The organism is Exiguobacterium sp. s160 (assembly GCF_018617575.1).
Taxonomy (GTDB): Bacteria; Bacillota; Bacilli; order Exiguobacteriales; family Exiguobacteriaceae; genus Exiguobacterium; species Exiguobacterium aestuarii_A.
This window is the reverse complement of record NZ_JACSKK010000001.1, coordinates 287,814-312,348: the sequence shown is the minus strand read 5'-3', so window position 1 is coordinate 312,348 and position 24,535 is coordinate 287,814. Positions and strand designations below refer to the sequence as shown.

At 46.5% G+C, this 24,535-nt stretch carries 19 protein-coding genes; 4 read left to right on the top strand and 15 right to left on the bottom strand.

Going from position 1 to position 24,535, the window contains the following annotated elements; all coding sequences use genetic code 11:
• Positions 1-2 precede the first annotated feature (2 nt).
• Positions 3-605: a VOC family protein gene (locus tag KNO86_RS01610; protein WP_214692158.1), complete on the bottom strand. Its 603-nt coding sequence runs from the start codon at positions 603-605 to the stop codon at positions 3-5.
• A 38-nt stretch (positions 606-643) separates the two neighbouring features.
• Positions 644-1,096 carry a VOC family protein gene (locus KNO86_RS01605; RefSeq protein ID WP_214692156.1) on the bottom strand — a complete coding sequence of 151 codons (453 nt, stop codon included), beginning with the start codon at positions 1,094-1,096 and terminating at the stop codon, positions 644-646.
• 402 nt (positions 1,097-1,498) lie between these two features.
• Between KNO86_RS01605 and KNO86_RS14660 the strand changes: the two genes are divergently transcribed.
• Positions 1,499-1,738, top strand: a complete 240-nt coding sequence (locus KNO86_RS14660; protein ID WP_353047409.1) for a class I SAM-dependent methyltransferase — start codon at positions 1,499-1,501, stop codon at positions 1,736-1,738.
• Positions 1,739-2,084: 346 nt separating this feature from the next.
• Here KNO86_RS14660 and KNO86_RS01595 read toward each other — a convergent pair whose 3' ends face one another.
• From KNO86_RS01595 to adhE, 7 genes are all read right to left on the bottom strand, one after another.
• Entirely contained in the window at positions 2,085-2,606 is a 522-nt protein-coding gene (locus tag KNO86_RS01595) for a GNAT family N-acetyltransferase (RefSeq protein WP_214692154.1), read from the bottom strand.
• Positions 2,607-2,747: 141 nt separating this feature from the next.
• Positions 2,748-4,655, bottom strand: a complete 1,908-nt coding sequence (locus tag KNO86_RS01590) for a PTS fructose transporter subunit IIABC (RefSeq protein WP_214692152.1) — start codon at positions 4,653-4,655, stop codon at positions 2,748-2,750.
• Positions 4,652-5,581 carry a 1-phosphofructokinase gene (gene pfkB, locus KNO86_RS01585; RefSeq protein ID WP_214692151.1) on the bottom strand — a complete coding sequence of 310 codons (930 nt, stop codon included), beginning with the start codon at positions 5,579-5,581 and terminating at the stop codon, positions 4,652-4,654. Before pfkB ends, KNO86_RS01590 begins: the two co-directional genes overlap by 4 nt.
• Entirely contained in the window at positions 5,578-6,321 is a 744-nt protein-coding gene (locus tag KNO86_RS01580) for a DeoR/GlpR family DNA-binding transcription regulator (protein ID WP_214692149.1), read from the bottom strand. Before KNO86_RS01580 ends, pfkB begins: the two co-directional genes overlap by 4 nt.
• 135 nt (positions 6,322-6,456) lie before the next feature.
• Positions 6,457-7,371: an alpha/beta hydrolase gene (locus KNO86_RS01575; RefSeq protein WP_214692141.1), complete on the bottom strand. Its 915-nt coding sequence runs from the start codon at positions 7,369-7,371 to the stop codon at positions 6,457-6,459.
• 87 nt (positions 7,372-7,458) lie between these two features.
• Positions 7,459-8,643 carry a zinc-binding metallopeptidase family protein gene (locus KNO86_RS01570; RefSeq protein ID WP_214692138.1) on the bottom strand — a complete coding sequence of 395 codons (1,185 nt, stop codon included), beginning with the start codon at positions 8,641-8,643 and terminating at the stop codon, positions 7,459-7,461.
• A 439-nt stretch (positions 8,644-9,082) separates the two neighbouring features.
• On the bottom strand, positions 9,083-11,674 hold the full coding sequence (gene adhE, locus KNO86_RS01565) for a bifunctional acetaldehyde-CoA/alcohol dehydrogenase (protein WP_214692136.1): 2,592 nt from the start codon (positions 11,672-11,674) through the stop codon (positions 9,083-9,085).
• Positions 11,675-12,063: 389 nt separating this feature from the next.
• On the opposite strand from adhE, the gene KNO86_RS01560 reads away from it, so the two are divergent.
• From KNO86_RS01560 to KNO86_RS01550, 3 genes are all read left to right on the top strand, one after another.
• Entirely contained in the window at positions 12,064-12,510 is a 447-nt protein-coding gene (locus KNO86_RS01560; RefSeq protein ID WP_031423822.1) for a MarR family winged helix-turn-helix transcriptional regulator, read from the top strand.
• A gap of 80 nt (positions 12,511-12,590) precedes the next feature.
• Positions 12,591-13,304 (top strand): YebC/PmpR family DNA-binding transcriptional regulator, encoded by a 714-nt coding sequence (locus KNO86_RS01555; RefSeq protein ID WP_074034528.1) that lies wholly within the window; start codon positions 12,591-12,593, stop codon positions 13,302-13,304.
• A 143-nt stretch (positions 13,305-13,447) separates the two neighbouring features.
• Entirely contained in the window at positions 13,448-14,767 is a 1,320-nt protein-coding gene (locus KNO86_RS01550) for a Na+/H+ antiporter family protein (RefSeq protein WP_214692134.1), read from the top strand.
• A gap of 138 nt (positions 14,768-14,905) precedes the next feature.
• On the opposite strand, the gene KNO86_RS01545 is transcribed toward KNO86_RS01550, so the two are convergent.
• The 6 genes from KNO86_RS01545 to KNO86_RS01520 all read right to left on the bottom strand — a co-directional run bounded on the left by KNO86_RS01545 (position 14,906) and on the right by KNO86_RS01520 (position 24,462).
• A complete protein-coding gene (locus KNO86_RS01545) occupies positions 14,906-16,357 on the bottom strand; it encodes a glutamate synthase subunit beta (RefSeq protein WP_214692125.1) in 1,452 nt (483 codons plus the stop codon).
• Positions 16,354-20,793 carry a glutamate synthase large subunit gene (gene gltB / locus KNO86_RS01540; protein WP_214692123.1) on the bottom strand — a complete coding sequence of 1,480 codons (4,440 nt, stop codon included), beginning with the start codon at positions 20,791-20,793 and terminating at the stop codon, positions 16,354-16,356. Before gltB ends, KNO86_RS01545 begins: the two co-directional genes overlap by 4 nt.
• 254 nt (positions 20,794-21,047) lie before the next feature.
• Complete coding sequence (locus KNO86_RS01535) at positions 21,048-21,800, bottom strand: tryptophan-rich sensory protein (protein ID WP_214692121.1); 753 nt, start codon at positions 21,798-21,800, stop codon at positions 21,048-21,050.
• Between the two features lie 116 nt (positions 21,801-21,916).
• A complete protein-coding gene (locus KNO86_RS01530) occupies positions 21,917-22,729 on the bottom strand; it encodes an aldo/keto reductase (RefSeq protein ID WP_214692119.1) in 813 nt (270 codons plus the stop codon).
• A 65-nt stretch (positions 22,730-22,794) separates the two neighbouring features.
• On the bottom strand, positions 22,795-23,589 hold the full coding sequence (locus tag KNO86_RS01525; RefSeq protein WP_214692117.1) for an ABC transporter permease subunit: 795 nt from the start codon (positions 23,587-23,589) through the stop codon (positions 22,795-22,797).
• Positions 23,590-24,462, bottom strand: a complete 873-nt coding sequence (locus tag KNO86_RS01520; protein ID WP_214692115.1) for an ABC transporter ATP-binding protein — start codon at positions 24,460-24,462, stop codon at positions 23,590-23,592.
• Positions 24,463-24,535 lie beyond the last annotated feature (73 nt).

The window sequence follows — 24,535 nt, the reverse complement described above, 5'->3', positions numbered from 1 at the left end:
AATCATTCTGATAGGATGATTTGAATACCGTTCGGATCAGTTGAACTGATCGCACTATCACTCATCAGGTTAACATGCGTTAACTGTGTGTGATCCGATTCAGTTACAACGATTTGCGGGACAGGACAATTGAATAATTGTTGCAATACATCTTCAAGACCTGCCGTTTTCGTTTCCATATTCAATCGATGAATACGATTCTCAGAACGTGATTGAACAGCATCTAAATGCTGTTGCAGCTCGATTCGAAATCCGTAAGGTGTATGGATGAACGTTCTTCGTTCATTTGATTGAACCGTCAATCCTATTTGTTCTGCTCGTTCTATCACATTCACTTTTTCCTCTTCTGATACTAAAAAACCAATATGATCAAACATCACTTTCTTCCCGTAACCAAATGTGATATTTGTCGCTCCTCGCTTCATTTCAATGATCCTAAAACGAATGGACTGCTCTCTAAAATCATCCCATTTGAGTGGTGGATCGAATGACTTAAATTCCCCATCCTTTTTACCGATTCGTTGGGTTACTTGAAATCCTAGACCCGCATAGAATTTCTCAGTTTCTTCGACGTGTGGTGTCCATACATGAAAATGAAATAACATATGTTCTCTCCTTTGTTCGAATCATTTATGTAGACTCGTTATTTCCCAATCCAATCTTTGTATGGAACTATGCTAGCCATTTCTTCTGCGTTCGTTCCAATAAACGTGATGAGTTCAATCGAATTTCCGTCCGGGTCCTCAAAGTAAATGGCCGCATGTTCAAATGGGACATTCGGAAGAACTAAAGGTTGCTGTTCCGGTGTCATCTTAAAGGCAGTGCGAATTTCAATTCCCCGATCTTCAAGCCACGCTTTGATCGATTTTAAATCTTGCTCCTCTATTCGAAAAGCGATGTGGCGGATTGATGGATGATACGGTAAATTGACTTGACCAGATTTCCATAGTCCAATCCAGCTCTCCCCTTTTATAATCCAAAAGAAGGCCAATTTCTCATTTTGTAATGCCAACTCTAAACCTAGTTTCTCATAAAATCGAATTGATTCAGTTAGATCACTCACCGGCAAGTGGGCCTCGTAAATTCCTTTAATCATTCTCCCTAACCTCACTTTTACATTTAAATTTATCCAGATTCGTCCTTACTAGACATAGATTTATTGACAATATATCAATGTAAAATTATTATATATACTTCCATTATAGTGCTAAAATTGTTTGATGGCTTTCTCGACGAATCGATACTAGGGAAAAGGAAGGGAGATCGCTATGAATAAACAAAGTCAAAAAACAAGCAGGCTTGGGAATATCGCGCCTATGAATTTTGGTGTAAACGAGACGGAACTCCATCTGAAAAATCAATCGAGATTTTGAAAGATCCTCGGGCCAGCTTGAAGAAACACAGCAAGTATTTTGATAACGTCGAAGGATTGAACATCGCAAACATCTGTGGTTCCAATGGAAGAAAAGCCGTACCGCTCTCTATCCTAGGGGCAGAGGTGACGATATTTGACCTATCAGAGGAAAATAAACGATATGCACTAGAACTAGCCGATTGTTCCAACACTGCGATTAAATATGTCGTTGGTGATATTCTTGATCTCGATATGAAAAAGTATCAACATCATTTCGACCTTCTCTATTTAGAGGGAGGAATCTTACATTACTTCGACGACCTCGCTCAATTGATGGATGTTTTGTATTCCATCTTAAAGGTTGGCAGAACTCATCTTAAGTGACAATCACCCGAGAAAAACATGCATCACTCCTGAATTCGTCTACATCCCTAAGTATTTTAACCGCGAACCTTTTCAAGACGACATTTCCTATAGGCAATTTTTTTCTCCAGATGAACAACATGACTTCCCATCTGTATGTTTAAGTCACCATACATTGAGTAACATCATCAATTCAGTGATTTCAGTCGGATTCACATTGCAACAGTTTGATGAGCATAGAGGGTGGAACGGTGAAAATATACCATGGGAGTTCACGATTGTTGCTAAAAAGTAGACTTCATCGTCCAAGAAAAAAGCTCCGATCGGCACAAAAAAAGACCGTAGAACATTCCTACAGTCACTAAGCTTAGGCACCCATAATCGAATCATGACGGGTCGTTTCCCAACCGTACGCCACTTCACGGAGTAACAATTCACCAAATTCCCGATCCTTTTGGTCGATGACCTGCCCTTGTTTCCGCTCATAAAATGTGCGGAATGGGTTCATCTCAAGCGCCCAAATCAAAAGTCCCGCCTCGCACATCGATTGGACGGCATGTTCAAGGAGAGCGGACCCGATTCCGTTCCCTTGATGATTTTCCAAAATATAAATGGCATACACTTCGTTCGTATGGTCTGGATACTCACCCGTACGCTCTTCTCCGTAAAGGACGAAGCCCACAATCTCATCATCCACAATCGCCACAAAGCCGGCGACTTCCTGCCGGCGAAGCGCTGTCCGCAATCGTTCTGCCCATTCGATGGAACCGGACGAAACTTTCAATAAATACTCAGTCGGTACGATCCCCCGATAGGTCGTACGCCATCCGTTCACACGCACTCTCGCAATCCCATACACATCATCTGGTTTGGCGACTCGAATGTCCAATGTGACCCCCTCCTAACCCGAAGCTTTACAAATAGTTTACCACAAATCTCCAACTTGCAATCCGAGATTATGTGAATTTTCATCGTTCTTCTACTACAAAAAAAGAGCCGCCACCTCTACTGAGGCAACGACTCTCTCGGGTTATGCGACTTCTTTTGATTGCACTGGTGTAGATGTCGTCAACGGCTTCTTCAAGAATGAAAGGAGCAATGCACCGACGAGGGCACCTGTCAAGATCGCAACAGCATAGAGTCCCATGCTCATCGCGACATTTCCAGCACCTTCAAGAAGTGGGAAGACGAAGATTCCACCGTGTGGGGCCGGTAATTGAATCGCGAAGAATGCTGACAATCCACCTGCGATTGCAGAACCGAGGATGGCAGATGGTAGGACGCGAATTGGGTCAGCAGCAGCGAACGGAATGGCCGCTTCGGTGATGAATGAAGCACCCATGATGTACGCAGTCTTACCAGCTTCACGCTCTTGTTTCGAGAATTTCTGGCGAGCAAATACGGTTGATGCAAGTGCGACAAGGATTGGTGGTACCATTCCACCCGCCATGACGGCTGCCATGACTTCTTGGTTTCCTGCTGTGAGAGCTGCCGTACCAAACACGTATGCTGTCTTGTTGATCGGACCACCCATATCGACTGCCATCATTCCTCCAACGATGACACCGAGAAGGATCGCATTCGCTCCACTCATGCTGTTCAACGTATCCATCAACCATGTCATAAGTGCTGCGATCGGTTCATTGACGACAAGCAACATAATCATACCTGAGATAAACGATCCGAGTAACGGATACAAAAGAACTGGCTTGATTCCTTCAAGCGAAGCAGGCAATTTCGCGAGTGCCTTTTTCAAGAAGAGGACAACGTAACCTGCCAAGAAACCGGCAATGAGACCACCGAGGAATCCAGCGTTCCCTTGACTTGCGAGTACCCCTGCGACGAGACCTGGTGCGAGACCTGGACGATCGGCAATCGACATCGCGATGAAACCTGCAAGAATCGGAACGAGGAAGCCGAATGCTGCTCCACCGATTGTCATCAACTGTGCTGCGAATTCATTGTAAGATGGATCATCCGGGTTAGCAGAGTTGATGCCCCAGAAGAAACTAATTGCGATCAAGAGACCACCTGCGACGACAAGTGGTAGCATCGCAGATACACCGCTCATCAAGTGCTTATAGACACCTGTACGTTGTTCTTTTGGTGCACCAGACGTTTTGGAAGCTTCATATACCGGTGCATCTTGATTGACGGCACGATTGATCAGTTCTTCCGGTTTCCGGATCCCTTGTGCGACCGGTACTTCGATGACACGTTTTCCGGCGAAACGCTCCATTTCCACGGCTTTGTCCGCTGCGACGATGATAGCTGTCGCACGGTCGATGTCTGCCCGTGTAAGCTCATTCTTCACTCCAGTAGAACCGTTCGTTTCGACTTTAATATCGACGCCCATCGCTTCCGCTTTTTGTTTCAAGCTGTCGGCTGCCATATACGTATGGGCGATTCCTGTCGGACAAGCCGTGACCGCTAAGATGAACGGAGCATCTTCGTTCGTCGGTTTGACGACTTCTGGCTTCTCTTCTGCCGCTTCCTTCTCTTCGATGGCACGGATGACATCGCTTTCAGAAGTCGCTGCATAGAGGCGCTCTTGGAATGCTGGGTCCATCAAGTAAACCGATAATTTAGAGAGCGTTTCAAGGTGTTCGTTATTCGCGTTCTCCCCTGCCGCAATCATGAAGAAAAGGCGGCTTGGTTGACCGTCCAACGCTTCGTAATCGACTCCTTCTGAGCGTCCGAAGGCGATTGCTGGTGTTTGGACAGCACTCGTTTTCGCGTGAGGGATGGCAATCCCTTCTCCGAGTCCAGTCGTGCTCTCGCTTTCACGTTTTAAGATGGCGTCACGATATCCATCGCGGTCAGATAGTTTGCCGGCACGGTCGAGGACATCGACGAGTTCTTCGATGACCTCACGCTTAGAGCTAGCACGAAGATTCAATTGAATCGTATCGCGTTGAAGCAAGTCCGTGATTTTCATGTTGTTTCCTCCATTCGTTTGAGTGGTGTGAGTTGTACTTGATCGATCAATCGATCAATATCTTCTTTTGAACAAAGACCAAATGTATATGCGGACGCACTACCTGTTGTGACAGCGTAGCGGAACGCCTCCTGCTCGCCTTTTTCTTTGACGTTTGCGACAAATCCGGCAACGAGTGAGTCTCCGGCACCGACTGAGTTGACGAGTTTCCCGACTGGTGTGTTTGCCGTGACCGCACCGTCCTTGTTGACGAGTAGTGCTCCATCTCCTGCAAACGAAATGATGACGTTTTTCGCGCCACGTTCGACGAGCTGCTCCGCATAAGGAAGAGCGTCCTCAAACGTCTCGATCTCTGTATCGAACAGTTCGCCTAACTCGTGATGGTTCGGTTTGATCATCAACGGTTCGAGCGAAAGGACTTCAAGCATGGCGTCTTTCGTCGTATCGACGACGAAGTCGGCACCTTTTTCGCGAATCGATTCAGCGATTCTCCGGTACAACGAGTCCGGTAAATTGCTTGGGATACTTCCTGCAAGAACGACGATGTCACCTTCATCGACTTGGTCGAACTTGGCTTTTAATTGTTCGAGTTCACCATCCGTGATGTTCGGTCCGCTCGCGTTCAATTCGGTCTCTTCTTTTGCACGAATCTTGACGTTGATTCGGGTATTTCCGTTCACTTCAACAAAATCCGTGTGCACGCCATGGTCGACGAGCGACTTTTTGATGAAATCACCTGTCGTTCCACCGATAAAGCCAAGCGCTTTCGTTTCTTTTTCATATTCTCGAAGTACGATTGAAACGTTGATCCCTTTTCCACCTGCTCGTTCGGTCGTTTCTTCGATTCTGTTTACTTCTCCTAAATTTACTTCTGGTAATGTCACATAGTAATCAATAGAAGGGTTGAGTGTTAACGTGTAAATCATTTCGCATTCACCACCTTTGTTATTGTTTGGATGGAACTCATTGATGCATCGCTTGATGTGATCAATTGCGCAGCGTCTAACGTGGCGACTCGGCTGAACGTTCGTTTCCCGATTTTCGATGCGTCCGCGAGCACGTATGACGTCTGTGCCAATTCAATTGCCGTCTTTTTGACAAGCGCTTCTTCTGGGTCCGGTGTCGTGTAGCCTGCGTCAAGGTCGATTCCGTTCATTCCGAGGAAAGCGAGGTCAACTCGATAATTCATCATGCTCTCGCGTGCATTGTATCCGACGAGCGCTTGAGTCGACCGTTTCAATTCTCCGCCTATCACAAACGTCTTAATATCAAGATCAAATAATTCATTCGCTATCGGTAGACTGTTCGTGACGACGACAATGTTCTTTCCTTCTAAAAACGGTACCATCGCTTGAGTCGTTGTCCCGGCATCTAAATAGATCGACATCCCATCTTCAATGAATGTTGCGGCCTTCCGTGCAATCGCAACTTTTTCATCGACGAAACGATCTCGTTTCTCTTCAAATGTCGGTTCTTCGTCAGGAGTCGCGATGAGTGTCGCTCCCCCGTGCACCCTTGCCAGATATCCTTCCGCTTCGAGATCCGTCAAATCACGACGAATCGTCGACTCGGATGAATCCGTCAAATCAACCAACTCTTTCAATTTGACGACTTTCTGCTCAGATAAGCGTTGTAATATCAACTGATGTCGTTGTTTCGTTAACATCTTGTTCCCTCCATACGTCTAATATAAAGCGTTTTCATTATAAAAACAACTAAAATCATTCAAAAACATTCATATTCAATCAATATGTCACAATTATAACATAAAAAACGGTCATTTAATGACCGTTTTGTATGTTTATGACTGTTTTCTTAACCATTCCACCACTTCTTGCACGAGTTTTGGATGAATTGGTTCATCGATCGCCTCGCGGTATTCTTTATGAAGCGTCAGAAGAGAATGCGGTGAATCTCGCTTCACGAGTAGGTGATTCATGTCATCGATGATAGAGGACGTAACCTCCCCTTTCGTCTGAATCATATGGACGTGCTCCGGTGGGACTTGTACGTCACGTCCCCCTGTAATCGCAAGGACTGGAACGGTGACAAGTTCTAACCGCTCCCGTACGTCATACGAGGCATGTTCGCGAATCCATTTTGCGTTCACGACTTGTCCTCTATATTTAAAAGCGGAGACGTTCGTGCGTAAAGATCGCTCGAGCAAGTCATCCTGCCGCTGTCTCACCTTTTTCGCCACCCCTGTCACCCGGTAAAACATGCCTTTTAATCCTTTGACACGTTCGACGTCCTTTGCTAAGGCGTCTGCCTGATATAAAAACATCTGTTTCGATGACTCATGGAACCCTGACAATAAAATGAGTCCATCGGATTTCGTCTCCAATTGTACAGCTGGCGCAAGGACTGCCCCTTCACTATGACCGAGTATATAAAGATGATTCACATCTGCGAGTTGTCGAATCGTCCGCACGACTAGAATCGCATCGTTAATCAAATCATGTAACCCGACCTTATTGAAGTCACCATCCGACTTCCCGATTCCTTGTTTGTCATACCGAAAGACGTTATAGCCATGATCGTATAGCGCCTCAGCTAACTTCCCGTACGTATTAAAGCCGACGCCACCCATATTTCCGTCACGGTCACTTGGCCCACTCCCACTCAACATGACAATAGTCGCCCGAGGCTCCTCATGCGAAAGAAAAGTTCCTGCAATTGTTCCATACGCTGTCGTAATCGTCATCTCTTGTTTCATCGTATCGCCTCCACTTCTATCATACCCGAAACGAACGACCAAAAAAATATGTCGGCGTCACATCGGACAGCGACATATGGTAGGTAATCAATCAGTTAACCAAGCGTGAAGCCAGTTGACAGCATCGGATAAACCGTCTTTCGTCAGACGCTCGAGTGTGTCCTTCTCCGTAAACACATGCCAACTTCCTTCTAATGAATCACTTAGCATAATATATGGAAGTCCAGCCTCATCGTAAGCATCACCCGGAGAACTTCCCAACGAACGAACTGTTAATTCATCGAAAGGAGACTGTTCAAGAATTGGATATGATTTCATCCCTTTCGTTCGAACATATAGTGGACCGTCACCAGTTCCAAGAATATCAAGCATGATGACCGTTTCCACTTTTTCTTTTTGTCCCGCTATCCGTTCAAGGAAATCGTCACTCGCCTCTCTTGAATTACCATTTCCGTTCAAGAAGACGTATCGAATCGTGTACTCAGGCAACTCATCATCCATCACCTGCATCAGGTGATATAAGACTGTTGACGGGCCGACGGTCGATAAATAATGTGCGCCGTGCCATGTAGAATCAAGTCGTGACATGATGATGATTTCCTGGTCTGACTTACCCGTTTGGATAAATTCGACATATGGGATCTCTTCGCGGTAAGGCTCAATCCTCACCTTTTGTCCATCTCTCAGCTGTTCTGCCGTTTCCGAGTCTATCCCTGTACCGTCTAGTGGCAAATATGATGACGTAATCAAGTAACCCACATCCAATGAGTCATCTTCATACGGTGTGATGATGTACCCAGCAGCCCCTTTTGAAGCAAGTGATGACAAATAAGCGTTCGCTTCTCGGTCATTTAACACCTCTCCAGTGTAATCGACCGTATAGGCATCTTCGCCGTTATCATAAGAAAACTCGGTCGTCGGTAACACAATCACTTTTCCTTTAACGTCGGGAATATCTTGTCCCCATCGCATATGTAAAATCGTCCCTTTAAACGGTTTTTCAAACAACATGTTTGAATACCCTTCAAACGCCTCACCTTCAATCTGGAGTTCTGACCAATATGTCGTCCGCTCTGTGTAGTGAACGGTTCGCTCCATTTCAACCTGCAAATCGCTTCCAAGCGTTTCAAAAAAGTCAGCACTTTCCCAGCTATCTGCACTCCGGTCGACTGACGAAAAATATTTCGCTGTCTCGAGCGGTGTCGGATGAATCGGATTAATAACAAGGAATATTGTCGCTACCGAACGTAGCAGACCGATCATGATTAACATTCATTATTCTCCACTCTGTAATGATATTGGCTATGTGTGCCAATTTTTATTATAAAATGCAATTTATGCAATGACTATCTTATTTTTATCAATAAAAATATATTTTCTAAAGAATTATTTATATCATTTTCAGCTCTCATATATCGCTAAGTACATCCAAATCATTCACTCTGTAAGAAGGTAAACTAGTCATGAAAAGTAAAAGTCTGAACTAATCATATTGGAGGTGGTCCTTTTGGAGAAAAAACTAAGAAAAGACATGTTGAAGGTCATTTCTATCTTTACAATCGGAATTATTTTAGTCTTGCTAGTTCCATACTTATTTTCTCTCTTTTAAAAAAGGCAAGATAAGTTAAGAACTTCGGTCTCGAAGTAATCATTTTTAAAATCGTAAAAAGTGCCCGCTCTCTCGAACGGGCACCAGAACAGATTCTATTGCTTATACGCCTTCGTATGCCGCGTACATGATCTCTTTCAATTCTTCAACGAGCGGCATTTTCGGGTTTGCCGTCGTACATTGGTCTTCAAATGCGTCGACTGCCATTTTGTCAATCTTCGCATCGAGTTCTGCTTTCTTGATGCCTTGTGCTTTGAACGAGAGTTTGATGTTCAAACGTTGACCGAGCTCGATAATCGCTTGGACGAGTGACTCGACACCTTCTGCTGTCGTACTTGCCGGGAGGCCGAGGTAACGTGCGATTTCTGCGTAACGCTCGTCTGCGATGAATGACTCATATTTCGGGAACGCCGCAAGTTTTGATGGGCGTGTCGCGTTGTACCGGATGACGTGTGGCATAAGGATTGCGTTCGTACGACCGTGTGGTACGTGGAACTCTCCACCGATTTTGTGAGCGATCGAGTGGTTGATTCCAAGGAACGCGTTCGCGAACGCCATACCAGCCATCGTTGAAGCGTTGTGCACTTTCTGACGTGCTTCCGCATCGCTACCGTTTTCATACGCTTTTGGTAGGTAGTCGAAAATCATCTTGATGGCGCGGAGGCAAAGGCCGTCCGTGTAATCATTCGCCATGACTGAAACGTATGCTTCGATCGCGTGCGTCATGACGTCCATTCCTGTGTCAGCCGTAATTGATGCTGGCACGGTCATGACGAACTCAGGGTCGACGATTGCAACGTCTGGTGTGATCGCATAGTCAGCAATCGGATATTTCACGTTACGTTTTTTGTCTGTAATGACGGTAAACGGTGTCACTTCAGAACCTGTACCAGAAGTTGTCGGGATGGCGATAAACATTGATTTGTTACCGAGCGTCGGGAACTTGTACGTCCGTTTGCGAATATCCATGAATTTCTGACGAAGGTTTGAGAACTTCTCTTCTGGACGTTCGTAGAAGAGCCACATTCCTTTCGCAGCATCCATTGGTGATCCACCACCAAGTGCGATAATCATGTCTGGTTGGAAGTGACGCATCGCTTCGGCACCGTTCATGACCGTTTCGACAGATGGGTCTGGCTCGACTTGGTCAAAGATGCGGTACTCGACACCTGCTGGCAAGTTCTTGATGACTTTGTCAGCGAATCCAAGTTTGACCATCATTTCATCCGTGACGATCATCGCCCGTTTTTTCGTTGTGAGCGATTGAAGGTATTGCACCGAGTTTTTCTCGAAGTAGATTTTTTCAGGTACTTTGAACCATTGCATATTCACGCGACGTCTCGCCACCTTTTTCACGTTGAGTAGATGTTTCGCCGTCACGTTTTCTGAGACGGAGTTTTTACCATATGACCCACAGCCGAGCGTGAGGGATGGTGTCATTTCGTTATAAAGGTCACCGATTCCACCGTGTGCTGAAGGTGAGTTGACGATGATACGGCAAGCTTTCATGCGAAGACCGAAGTCAAGGATCGCATCGTCATCTGTTGAGTGGATGACCGCTGTGTGACCGAGACCACCGATTTCGAGCATTTTTTCAGCGATGGCGAATCCTTCTTCACGTGACTGTACTTTATAAGCACCGAGAACCGGGCTCAACTTTTCATGAGAAAGAAGTTCAGTTGCGCCGACCGTTTCAAGTTCAGCGATCAAGATTTTCGTATCAGCCGGTACGTTGAGACCTGCTTTTTCAGCGATCCACGCTGCTGGCTTCCCGACGATTTCTGGGTTGACCGCACATGTGTCCGTGCGAATGACAAGTGTTTCGAGTTTCGCTTTTTCTTCAGGTGAGCAGAAGTAGCAACCGAGTGCCGTCATTTCTGCCTTCACTTCTTCGTAAACTTCTTGGTCGACGATGATTGCTTGTTCAGACGCACAAATCATACCGTTGTCGAACGTTTTTGAGAGGATGACGTCTGAGATGGCACGTTTCACTTTCGCAGTCTTATCGATGTAAGCCGGTACGTTACCAGGTCCGACACCGAGTGCTGGTTTACCAGTCGAGTAAGCTGATTTGACCATTGCTGCCCCACCAGTCGCAAGAACCATCGCCACACCTGGGTGATTCATGAGTGCTTTTGTTGCGTCGAGCGACGGGACTTCAACCCATTGAATCAAGTTTTCAGGAGCACCTGCCGCTACCGCTGCGTCACGAAGGACACGTGCCGCTTCACTTGAACACTGTTGAGCGGATGGATGGAACGCGAAGATGATTGGGTTACGTGTCTTGATCGCGATGATCGCTTTGAACATCGTTGTCGATGTTGGGTTTGTGACCGGTGTGACCCCAGCGACGACACCGACTGGTTCTGCGATGTATGTGATTCCGTTTTGAACGTCGTCTTCAAGAACGCCAACTGTTTTTTCTCCACGGAGTGAGTTGTAAATATATTCTGTCGCGAAGATATTTTTGATCATCTTGTCTTCAAAGACACCGCGACCTGTTTCTGTATGTGCTAGTTTCGCAAGTGCGACGTGTTGCTCAAGTCCAGCGAGCGCCATCGCTTGTACGATCTGATCGATTTTCTCTTGGTCGAACGTCATCAACGTATCGAGTGCGGCATGTGCACCCGCTACGAGCGTATCCACCATTTGTTCTGCCGTAGTTTCCACTTTTGCTTTCTCTTTGACTGCCATGTTAGGTTCCTCCTCATAATTGAGAGCTTTTAATGAACATATTGACTTGATGGAAGACACAATGTGATGACTGCTTTCAAGAGATTGTGCTTTCCTTCACATTCATAGAATACAATGTTTTTCAGAGTTTGTGGGTGACAACAATGTGAACTCTTTCACAATATTTTTTTGTCATTTGTTGATAGCCCTTGATTTTTAACTGTGTCCTCAGTAAAATCAAATACGTTTTCATGAAAACAAATAAATAATTTAATGTAAACGCTTACATTAATTGTGTCGGTTCTATTTCTATGATGATGTATCAATCATCACATCAACCCGTTTTTAGGTTCAACTGCACCTAACTCGTGTATAATGAAAATAGAACCTAACTAGGAAGTGAATCTACTATGCCGAAACAAGATGCTGCGGACCAGTTCGTCAAACTGATCCCTTTAATTCGTCGTAAACTGCTACGTCGATCTGATTTCCCACAAATTCCGAACTTGAATTTCTCTCATTTCCATCTGTTGATGTTGATTGAGGACGAGGGGGCTGTCACAAATGGACGAATTAGTGAAACACTCTCCATCGCGCCGCCCAATGTTACCCCGCTCATCACGAAACTGTTAAATGAAGGATATATTACACGCGTACCGGATGAACGGGACCGCCGTGTCATTTGGAACCAGTTGACAGAGAAAGGTGAGCGTATTTTACTCGAACGGAGAGACTCGTTCCGGAGGCTTTTTGAGGAGCGTCTCGCCTTTTTAAACGAAGATGAAACCGACCGCCTCATTGACAGTTTGAAGACGCTCACCGAGATTGTTGAAAAGATGGATAAGGGCGACGAGTAAAACTTTTCTCGTCAATTCACGCAACTTCTTATATAATCTGTAATGAATCTACGTACAAATGGAAAGAGAGATGACATGTAATGGGTCGTAAATGGAACAACATTAAAGAGAAGAAGGCGTCAAAAGACGCGAACACGAGTCGCGTCTATGCGAAGTTCGGTCGCGAGATTTATGTGGCCGCCCGCCAAGGGGAACCTGATCCTGAGTTGAACCAGTCATTAAAATTCGTTGTGGAGCGTGCGAAGACGTATAACGTGCCCCGTGCGATTATCGATCGCGCGATCGATAAAGCAAAAGGTGGCGACGAAGAAAACTTCGATGAGCTTCGCTATGAAGGATTCGGACCGAACGGTTCGATGGTCATCGTCGATACGTTGACGAATAACGTGAACCGTACAGCATCTGAAGTACGTGCGGCTTTCGGTAAAAACGGAGGAAACATGGGTGTCAGCGGTTCGGTCGCCTACATGTTTGATGCGACAGCCGTCATCGGTGTCAATCAAATGTCGGCAGATGATGTCCTTGAACTCATGATGGAACACGACCTTGACGTTCGTGACGTCATCGAAGAAGATGAGACGGTCATCGTCTATGCCGAGCCAGAAGCGTTCCATGCCGTTCAGACTGCATTCAAGTCTGCCGGGGTTGAAGAGTTCGCCGTCGCTGAGTTGACGATGCTTCCACAAAACGAAGTGTCGCTCGATGACGATTCGAAAGAACAGTTTGAAAAATTAATCGATGTGCTCGAAGACTTGGAAGATGTTCGCCAAGTGTATCACAACGTCGATCTGTAACACGTAAGCGATAACTTTCACGAGTTATCGCTTTTTTTCATAATCGATTTGACAAGGGTCACATCATATGTTAAATTTCAAAAAGTCTTTATCATATTAAAGTGATACCAAGAGAAAGAAATTGTGAAAGGTGTTGGATGGATATGAACGCAGTATTACTTGCAGTCATCGTCTTATTTGCACTCGCCATTAGTCGTGTGCATATTGTATTGTCCTTAATATTAGCTGCGCTTGTCGGAGGGCTTGTTGGAGGGCTCGGATTTAACGATACGTTGACCGCCTTCAGCGACGGTCTTGGCGGCGGAGCGAGCATCGCCCTTAGCTATGCGCTTCTCGGAGCATTCGCCGTCGGATTGTCGAAGACGGGTCTACCAGACGTCTTAGCTGAAAAGTTAATTGCGATGTCAGGTCGTGACGTGTCAGGCAAGCGCGTGATGTACGTCAAAGCGTTCTTATTGTCGCTTCTCTTATTGTTGTCAATCAGCTCACAAAACGTACTCCCGATTCACATCGCCTTTATCCCGATCGTGATTCCGCCGTTACTCGTCTTATTCAATGAGTTGAAGTTAGATCGCCGCCTCGTCGCAACCATCTTGACGTTCGGTCTCGTGACACCGTATATGTTGCTACCAGTCGGGTTCGGTGGCATTTACTTGAATGAGATTTTGATTGCAAACGTTGAAGCGAACGGCTTAGCTGTCGGAGACGTCAATATCATCTCGATTATGGGAATTCCGGCATTAGGGATGGTCGTCGGATTGATTGCCGCGTTCATTCACTACCGGAAACCACGAACGTACGAAACGATTGCACTCGGACCATCTGACTATGAAGTTCGTCAAATGAGTGGCTTCAAGATGATCATGACGCTTGCCGTCGTTCTCATCGTCCTCGTCGTCCAATTGCAGACGGAGTCGATGATTGCTTCAGCGGTGACAGGACTAATCATACTCTCGATTTTCCGCCTCATCCCTTGGTCAGAGGCCGATGACATCTTCACGAGCGGGATGCGCATGATGGCATTCATCGGTTTCGTCATGATTGCCGCTAGTGGATTCGCAGCCGTTATTCGTGAAACAGGTGCCATCGATCCGCTCGTCAACGGTGCGAGCGATTTGATGGGTGATTCTAAAATGATTGCAGCTCTTGTCATGTTACTTGTCGGACTCGTCATTACACTTGGCATCGGCTCGAGCTTCTCAACTGTTCCAATCATTGCGGCCATCTTCGTACCGCTTTGTGTACAGTATGGCTTCTCTGTCGAGGCGACGATTGCCATCATCGGGACTGCAGGTGCTCTTGGTGACGCCGGGAGTCCTGCGAGTGACTCGACCCTCGGACCTACGAGTGGATTGAATGCTGACGGTCAACACGATCACCTTCGTGAAACGGTTTGGCCAACGTTCTTACACTACAACATTCCACTCATCATCTTCGGGGTGATTGCCGCGATGGTGCTTTGATCATTTTTTCCGTCGTGAATAAATGGTTCCTAATAAAATCAGGATGAGAATAAACCAGATTCCCGTATACATGAGGATTTCGGTGAACATAAAACTCCTCCTAAACAAAAGATAAGGAGCGACAGTTGTCGCTCCTTTTTATGATGAGGTTTTTAAAACGGTCTTGCAAGTATCGAGATACGCATCGACCACTTCTGCCACCTCTCGTCCTTCTCGAATTGCCCATACAATCAGGCTTTGCCCCCGCTTCGCATCCCCAGCGACAAAGACGTTATCCGTTTCCGTATGGAAATCTTTCGTCTTCTCGACGCCGATTTTCCGCAACTCGTGCTCTGGTCGTTCAAATCCAATGGCGACGAGGATGAGGTCCGCCGGGTACGTCTCCATCGAATCTTCCTCTACGAAGAAAGTCGCTTGACCATCCGGGTTGACGACTTTCGTCATCCGTTCCGTTTCAATCCCTGTGACACGTCCTTCTTTCGTGACGATTTGGTTGGAGCGAATCAAATATGTTCTCGGGTCTTTCTCATAGACCGCGAGTGATTCCGCATACGCATAATCGGTCGTAAGCGTGTCAGGTTGAAGTGGCCAAGGTTTCTCTGGTGCACGGAGCAACCCTTTTGACGGGTGCTTCCCAAATTGAACGACTGATTTTGCACCTTGACGAATTGCCGTCGCCACGCAGTCCGCTCCTGTATCTCCTCCTCCAATGACGATGACATCTTTGTCCTTGGCGTCATAACCAGAGGCAAGGGGAGCCCCTTTACGTTCATGCATAGATGCCGTCAAATAATCCATCGCCATTTCAACGCCAGCGGCATCATCTCCGTCAATCCCGAGCGTGCGCTGTTTTTGAGCTCCGGTCGCCAAGATGACCGCATCGTATTCGTTCCGAAGCGATTCGACCGTTACATCTGTACTAACCTCGACGTTCGTCCGGATGACAATACCCTCTTGTTCGAGTAACCGAACGCGACGTCTTACGACATCTTTATCGAGTTTCATGTTTGGGATTCCATACATGAGCAGTCCTCCCGCTTCATCCGACTTCTCGATGATGGTGACCGAATGACCCAATTGATTCAATTGATCAGCGGCGGCCAGACCAGCAGGACCACTTCCGATGATGGCGACCGACATCCCAGTTCTTCGATGAACTAGTCTCGGTTTCACCCATCCTTCTTCAAATGCCCGGTCGATGATCGTTCGCTCGATGGATTTGATGGCGACTGGATCTTCACTGATCCCGAGTGTACACGATCCTTCACACGGTGCCGGACAAACCCTTCCCGTGAACTCCGGGAAGTTGTTCGTCTCCATCAATCGATGGTATGCACCCATCCAGTCCGCTTTCGTGACGAGCTTGTTCCATTCAGGAATATAGTTGTGAATCGGGCATCCAATCGTCTCCTGACCAATCAAATCACCGACATGACAGAACGGTGTGCCGCAGTCCATACAACGCGCGGCTTGTTGTTGAACGGATTGATCATCCATACGAGACGCATATTCATCATAATCCCTCACCCGCTCTTCGACGTGACGTTCTGGCAGCGTCGTTCGCGCGATGTTCAAAAAGTTATGTTTCATACGGTACCTCCTTCAGTCACGACACGGAACAATTCTAGTGCTCGGTCTGCCTCACTCAATTCAGGACGATTTGCCTCAATTTGACGCATCACGTCTAAGACGTTCGCATAGTCTCTTGGAACGACTTTCACAAAGTGTGAACGTACTTGTTCAAAGGACTCTAAAATCGTCCGTGCTTTGACGCTATCTGTGTGGAATTGGTGCGCTTCAAGAAGCGCATAAATTTGTTCGATATCTTCATCGTCCAACTCCCGTACGACGGAAACAAGCTCCTCATTGACGAGTTGTTCATAGGCTTGCGCTCCGTAAATATAAGCTGTACCACCGGACATACCGGCCGCAAAATTTCGTCCAATCTGTCCGAGTACAAGAACAGTGCCACCGGTCATATATTCACACCCGTGATCCCCGACTCCTTCGACGACTGCCGTCGCACCAGAGTTACGAACGGCGAACCGCTCACCGACATGTCCGTTGAAAAACGCCTGACCGCTCGTCGCTCCGTATAAGCAGACGTTACCGGCAATCATTTGTTCACTTTCATCAAACGGCGCATGCTTTTCAGCAATCAATGCCAGTTTCCCTCCGCTCAGGCCTTTGCCGATATAATCGTTCGCATCGCCAATGACTGAGATGGTAATGCCACTCGGTAAAAATGCACCCAGACTTTGTCCGGCAGATCCACTAAGGCGAAGCGAAATCGTATCGTCCGGTAAACCAACCTGACCATGAACTTTCGTCACTTCAAAACCTAACTGTGTCCCGACCGCTCGATCGGTGTTTCGGATGCGACCTACGAAGAACGTTGGTTGGGCAGAAGTAATGGAACGTGATACGGCCGGTATGAGCTTACGATGATCGTATGAACGGTATGCCGGATGAGCGAGTTCTTCTCGTTCCGATAGCGGTGTCGGCATCGAAAGCATTGGAGACAAATCTAGACGTCCCGCTTTCGGATGATTCGTCTTCCACACGCTTTCTTCGAGTAGATCCGTTCGACCAACTACTTCATCGAGTGATGTCACACCGAGTGACGCCAAGATTTCCCGCACTTCTTCAGCCAAGAACGTCATCAAGTTGACGACATGCTCTGGTTTCCCCATAAATTTCTGACGAAGTACCGGGTCTTGTGTCGCCACACCGACCGGACAAGTGTCTAAGTGACAAGCGCGCATCATGATACATCCGAGGACGACGAGTGGTGCTGTCGCAAACGCAAACTCTTCTGCCCCAAAGATGGCCGCCATGACGATATCGCGACCCGTCATAAGCTTCCCGTCCGTCTCGAGCGTGACTCTTCCCCGGAGGCCGTTCAATGTGAGCGTTTGATGTGACTCTAAGAGACCGAGTTCCCAAGGGAGACCTGTATGCTTAATCGATGTCTTCGGAGATGCACCAGTCCCACCGTCATATCCGCTAATGACAATCGTATCCGCGTTCGCTTTCGCCACGCCTGCTGCAATCGTCCCAACCCCTGATTTTGAAACGAGTTTGACACTGATTTTTGCATTCGGGTTCACATGTTTTAAGTCAAAAATGAGTTGTGCTAAATCCTCAATCGAATAAATATCGTGATGCGGAGGCGGCGAGATAAGTCCAACGCCAGGAACCGATCCCCGGACTTCGGCGACCCATGGGTACACCTTGTTCCCTGGAAGTTGTCCACCTTCCCCTGGTTTTGCCCCTTGTGCCATCTTGATTTGAATCTCATCGGCATGATATAGATATTCCGCCGTCACGCCGAAACGGCCACTCGCCACTTGTTTGATGCGACTGATGCGCTCGTTTCCGAATTCATCCGGGACGAAGCGGGTCCGGTCTTCCCCACCTTCACCGGAGTTACTTTTCGCACCGATTTGGTTCATTGCAATAGCAAGCGTCTCGTGTGCTTCTTTCGACAAGGATCCGAATGACATCGCTCCCGTCTTAAAACGACGTACTATTGACGTGATCGGTTCCACATCATCAATCGGTACCGGACGTTGTTCCTTAAACGAGAACAACTGACGGATAAATTGTCCCGACGACTCATGTAACTTCACGTAGGCATCGTAATATTTTCGTTCATTCTCACGGCAGGCGTGTTGCAACAAGTGAATCGTCTTCGGATTGAACGCATGTTCCTCTCCGTCTGCACGCCATTGGAAATTACTTCCTGCTTCAAGCGGGCGATTTGTCTCATATGCGTCTTTGTGGAGCGTTTTTGCCTCGTCTTCTAATTCAACGAATCCGATTCCTGATAGCTGAGACGTCGTTCCCCGGAAATGCGTTTCAATCAATTCATGGTCTAATCCGACCGCTTCGAAAATTTGAGCCCCACGATAACTTTGAATCGTCGAGATTCCCATTTTCGACATGATTTTGACGATGCCTTCAACGACAGCTTTTTGATAGGAGCGAATTGCCTCTTCAAATGAATGAGCGATTTGTTCATGTTCGACTAAGTGTTGAATCGTTGCATAGGCAACGTAAGGGTATATCGCATCGGCCCCATAACCGATCAAAGTGGCAGCCTGATGCACTTCTCGCACTTCGCCACTTTCACAAATCACGCTACAGTTCGATCGCAAGTTCTCACGAATCAAATGTTGATGAACGGCACTGAGCACGAGGAGCGCCGGCATCGCAGCCCGATCACGTGACATATAACGGTCAGATAGGACAATGACGTTCGCACCATTTCGTACAATTTCGCTGACGTGTTGCAAAAGGGCTTCAAGCGACGCCTCTAAATCATTTGTAAACGTCGTATCGACGCGAGCGAGTTTGAGTCGCTCACCAATTTGATCGAGTGTCGAACCATCGATGATTGGATGATCCAGCCACACACGTTTCGCATGACCGCGCCCGGTATGGACCGGATCACCTTGCGGACCAATCCAAGTGAACGTCGCTGTGACAATTTTCTCCCGTAAAGCATCAATCGGCGGGTTCGTCACTTGCGCGAAGTGTTGTTTAAAGTAATGGAAGAGCGACCGAGGACGGGTAGAGAGAACTGCGATTGGTTGATCATGTCCCATCGACCCAATCGGATCTTTCTCGTCGTTGATCAACGGAATCATATACTGTTCGATATCCTCTTTTGTATACCCGAACGCGCGTTGCACACGATCGAGTTCTGAGAGGTCTTGTTCCTGAACACCTCTATCTTCCACTTTCATCATTTGTTTGAGCCATTTGTGATACGGTTCCGACTTTGCAATCGTCTCCTTGATTTCCTGATCGGGAATCATCCGCTTCTCAATCAAGTCGATCAAGAGCAACTGTCCAGGTCGTAGGCGCTGTTTTGATTTGACGTTCTCTGCGTCGACAGGGATGACGCCTGTCTCTGATGACAGGATCAATTCTCCGTCCAATGTCTCGACGTAACGCATCGGACGTAACCCGTTCCGGTCTAAAATTGCACCAATCTGTCGCCCATCGGTAAAGACGACGCCCGTTGGACCATCCCACGGCTCCATGATGGATGAGTGATATTGATAGAAGTCACGTTTGAACGGTTCCATCTTGCCTTCAACAAACGGTTCGGGAATTAACATCATCGCCGTATGCGCAATCGATCGACCGGTGCGTGTGAAGAACTCGAAGGCATTATCGAGCATCGACGAGTCACTGCCGTCCTCTTGGAGAACTGGGAACAAATGATTCACATCCTCAAACAGATCGGTCGATGTGACCCCTTCGCGAGCGCGCATCGCATCGATATTGCCTCGTAACGTGTTGATTTCCCCATTATGGACAATCATCCGGTTTGGGTGTGCACGTTCCCATGAAGGGAACGTATTTGTTGAGAAGCGAGAGTGAACGATTCCGAACGTGCTCTTATAATGCGGTGATTGCAAGTCCAAATAGAAGGCATCAATTTGAACTGGCGTCAGCATTCCTTTATATACAATCGTTCTCGTCGACAGGCTCGCAATATATAAGTTTAGTGATTCAACTTTTTCAATCTTTCGTCGGAGCTCATAGAACACACGTTCATTCGCATCTTCATCAAGAAACGGACAAGAGATGAACCACTGATAAATGACCGGTTGCGTCACGCGTGCATGTTCCCCGATTTGCGTTGCGTCCACGGGTACTTCGCGCCATTCGATGGTCGAACAGTCTAATTCATCTGCCATGCGTTCCATCCGTTTTATTTTTTCCTGTAGCCGATCGTCTGATGGCTGAAAAAAAACCATTCCGACAGCGTAACGACCAGGTGACGGAAGGTTCATCGTTTGCGTGAAAAGTTCATGTGGGATTTCAGTCATAATACCCGCACCATCACCGGCATCGATAACACCTTGCCCTCCTCGGTGCTCTAATTTACATAGCATCGAAAGTGATTTACGGACAATCTCATGTTTTTTTAGTCCGTTTAAATTGACGTATAATCCAATCCCGCACGCGTCTTTCTCAAATCTTGAGTCATACAGTCCAACTCGACTCATATCATCGACCCCTTTCACTCACAGTTTCATAATTAACATTTTGTTCTAAATATTCTGAAAAATCAAGTGGACTGTATGTATTTTTGCATAATAGGAATTGAATCTATTTTGATTGAAAGCGTATACATATCTGATATCAATAGATTCCACTGTTTTAGTTATGTTAAATAAAGAATAAATATCCATGAATATTATTTATTTATAGGTTCTCAAGAACGCAAAAAAGGATATCTGTTGAGATATCCTTTTCTAACTTAATGTTCTACTGTTTTACGTGGATGATGTAGAAACGATTTCGGACGCTTCCACAAGATCAAACCGATATATCCAATCGCGAGCAGTGCGAGCGCACTGACGATGACGACATACAGTGTCCCTTCTTCAATTCTTGCGAAAATACCGATATATGCCCAAACGAATACGAGTGGATAGATGAAATCGTGATGCCACCACATGAAGAGTAGAGCTAATAAAACACCGACCATCAGCATGAGCGATGTCCATGCAAGTTCATCAAGACCTAATAAAGAAGTGATCTGTTCTGTCTTCATCACGACGAACGTATTGACAATCGTTGCGACCGACACCCAACCGATATAGATTGAGAACGGGAAACGATCGAGCCAACTTGTAGATGTGCGGAATGCAATATAGTATAGCCAGCATAGAGACGCTAAGAATGACACCATGATTACGAGCGAGAGTACGAACCACTCATTCGTAAATGCGAGAAGCCACAATCCGTTCAACACACATGAAATCAGGAATCCTGCTTTCATACGTTTGGCCTGTCGGTTGGCCGTCGTCCCTTTTTTCAATTGTAAGACTAACCAGACAAGTAATGCGACATAGATGACGCCCCAAATGGAGAAGGCGTAACCCGCCGGTTTAAAGTAGATGTCAATCCGGTCTGAAACCGCGGCATTATCCCCGCTCGCGAAATAATTGATGACGACGGTCGCTAGAAAAGCGACCCAGTTGACAATTGGCCATTTTGATAAGTCCATAAGCACGATCTTCTGAATGAAGATCCAACACCTCCTTTTAGCAACATAATAATCATTACCCGCATACATGTGACTCTACACGTAGAAAGGGGCTCGCAAATGCGAGCCCCTTGTTATTAAAAGTCGATTTCGTCCGGATCTGGTCCAAGACGTTCACCTGTCGCCACCTGGTCGATTTTCGCCAAATCGTCCGCGTCGAGTGAAAAATCGAATACATCGAAGTTTTCACGGATGCGGTGCGGTGTCACCGACTTCGGCAATGCGACATGACCTGACTCGAGGTGCCAACGAAGCACGACTTGTGCAGGCGTTTTTCCATGCTTCTCCGCAATTTCTGAGAAGGCATCGATCTCTAAAAACTTCCCTTGCATAAGAGGACTCCACGCCTCAATTTGAATGCCTTCATCCTGGCAATAGTCCAACAAATCCGGTTGTGGAAGCTGTGGATGAAGTTCTACTTGGTTGATGAGCGGTGCCATCAGTCCTTCTTCTTTTAACGTCTCAAGATGATGTTCTTTAAAGTTGGATACGCCGATTGCTTTAATCTTTCCGGCTTCATATAATTCGATCAGGTCTTTCCAAGCATCGACGAAACCATCAACTGGCCAGTGAAGCAGACAAAGGTCTAAATAGTCTGTCTCGAGGCGTTTCAATGAGTCTTCAAACGCTTCTTTCGTCTTCCCTTCACGAATATCATCATTCCAAATTTTCGATGTGATGAATAGGTCTGAACGGTCGACTCCCGAGACTTTAATCCCTTTTGCGACGCCTTCTTCATTTTTATAAATGGCAGCCGTGTCGATATGTCGATAGCCAGTCTTGAGTGCCTCGACGACAGCGGCAGGTGCCTCCGTCTCATTGTCGACTTGCCAAACCCCAAACCCAATCATCGGAATCTCTACTTTGTTTCGTAACGTAGCATATAGCATTTCATTCATCCCCTTTTCTTTCTAACGAGCTGATTGTATCATACCCGACAATTTATTTCGGAAAACTAAATCGTTAAATCTTTTCGGGTAAAGCGGATGAATAAGAGTGCTGAAAAGACGATTAACAAGCCGATTAACCAAATAAAGTGAACACCACCGAACTGTTCACGCATGATGGCCGGAGCATCGAAGAGAGAAAAGAAAGAGATGTTCCCTAACCATTCGAACTGCTCGCTTACTCCGTTGATGATATTCACCATCAATAAGAACGTGAAGATTCCGCCGGTCACCATATAAGATTTACTACTGTCATCAAACAGACTAGCCAGCATATAGGCAACGACCCCTAATACGAGAAGCATGAGCGCTCCGTTCAATTGAAGCATCCATAAAACTGCATAGTCGATTTGTAAATCGAATAATACATCTGCCGCCATGAGACTGAAGCCATTTAACCCGACAAACAAGCCAACTGCAATGATCAGGATGACGAACGTAGACCATACATATGTGACACGAGAAATCGGAGCTGCCATATACAGCATGATTTCACCTGAATCGATCGGTTTAGCAAGAAGTTTCGAGGCAAACGTCAACGCAAACAACACGGCAAGTACATAAAAAATCAATCCATAGTAATTACTCGACAATAAATTGAGCAGATTATCCATCGCCATCGTCGCATCAATTTGAAACACTTCGAGCAACTCAGGTGGAAGTGACTCTAATTTCGCCTCAATCAGTCCCGTTTCCTGAATGGATGGGAATATAGCGGCCAAAAAGAAGAGATAGACACTTGTCCCGACCGAATAACCGAGAATCCAACTGCGATTCTGTTTAAACATTGAGCGTATTAACATTTATGTCGCCTCCCCGTAATACTGCATAAACAAGTGTTCGAGTTCGTCAGCGCCACTCTCCAATGAAAGAATCTCATAGTCGGCAAGCGTTCGAATCAAGTTGTTCAAGTCTTCTGGCGACGTGATGGCGACTTCTACGTGTATTCCATCTCGTGTTCCAGTAGTTTTGATGAATCGGATTGCCTCTGCCTCGGAAGAAAACTCAATCTGATATCGTTTCACACTGTGCTGTCTAAGTTCTTCCATGTCTTCCTCAATGATGATGCGCCCGTCTTTAATCAATGCGGCTCGATCACACGTCCGCTCCATCTCAGGAAAATGGTGAGAGCTCATCAGAATCGCCTTACCTGCTTCTTTTTCTTCGATTAGCCAGTCAATCAAACGTTCTTGCATGAGCGGGTCGAGTCCACTCGTCGGCTCATCCAAAATATAGACGGGTGCCTCTTTCATGAAGCACGTGATGATGGCGAGCTTTTGTTTCATCCCTTTAGACATCTTCCGAACTTTCGTCGACTCATCGAATGCGAATCGCTCGCGAAGTCGTCGCTCTCGGGCAGAATCCGTTTTATGCAAATGACGCGTCAACCGAATGATTTCTTCTCCGGTCATATGTTGTGGATAATTGATTTCCCCAGGCAAATAACCGACATTTCGTTTGACCTGCTCAGTTTCGCTCCAGCAGTCGAACCCTTTAATGGTCGCCTTCCCTTCGCTCGGTTTCAATAGTCCCATTAAATGACGAATCGTCGTCGATTTTCCTGCACCGTTCGGTCCGATGAATCCGAAAATTGTTCCGGGTAACACATCGAGTGACACATCAAAAATACCGTGGGTTGCATCGAATCGTTTTGTCAATCGTTCAATCCGAATCATCACAAACCCTCCTTTTTTTGAAATATAAGATTAATATGATTACAAAACTAGTATATCACGTTCTTTTTTGAAA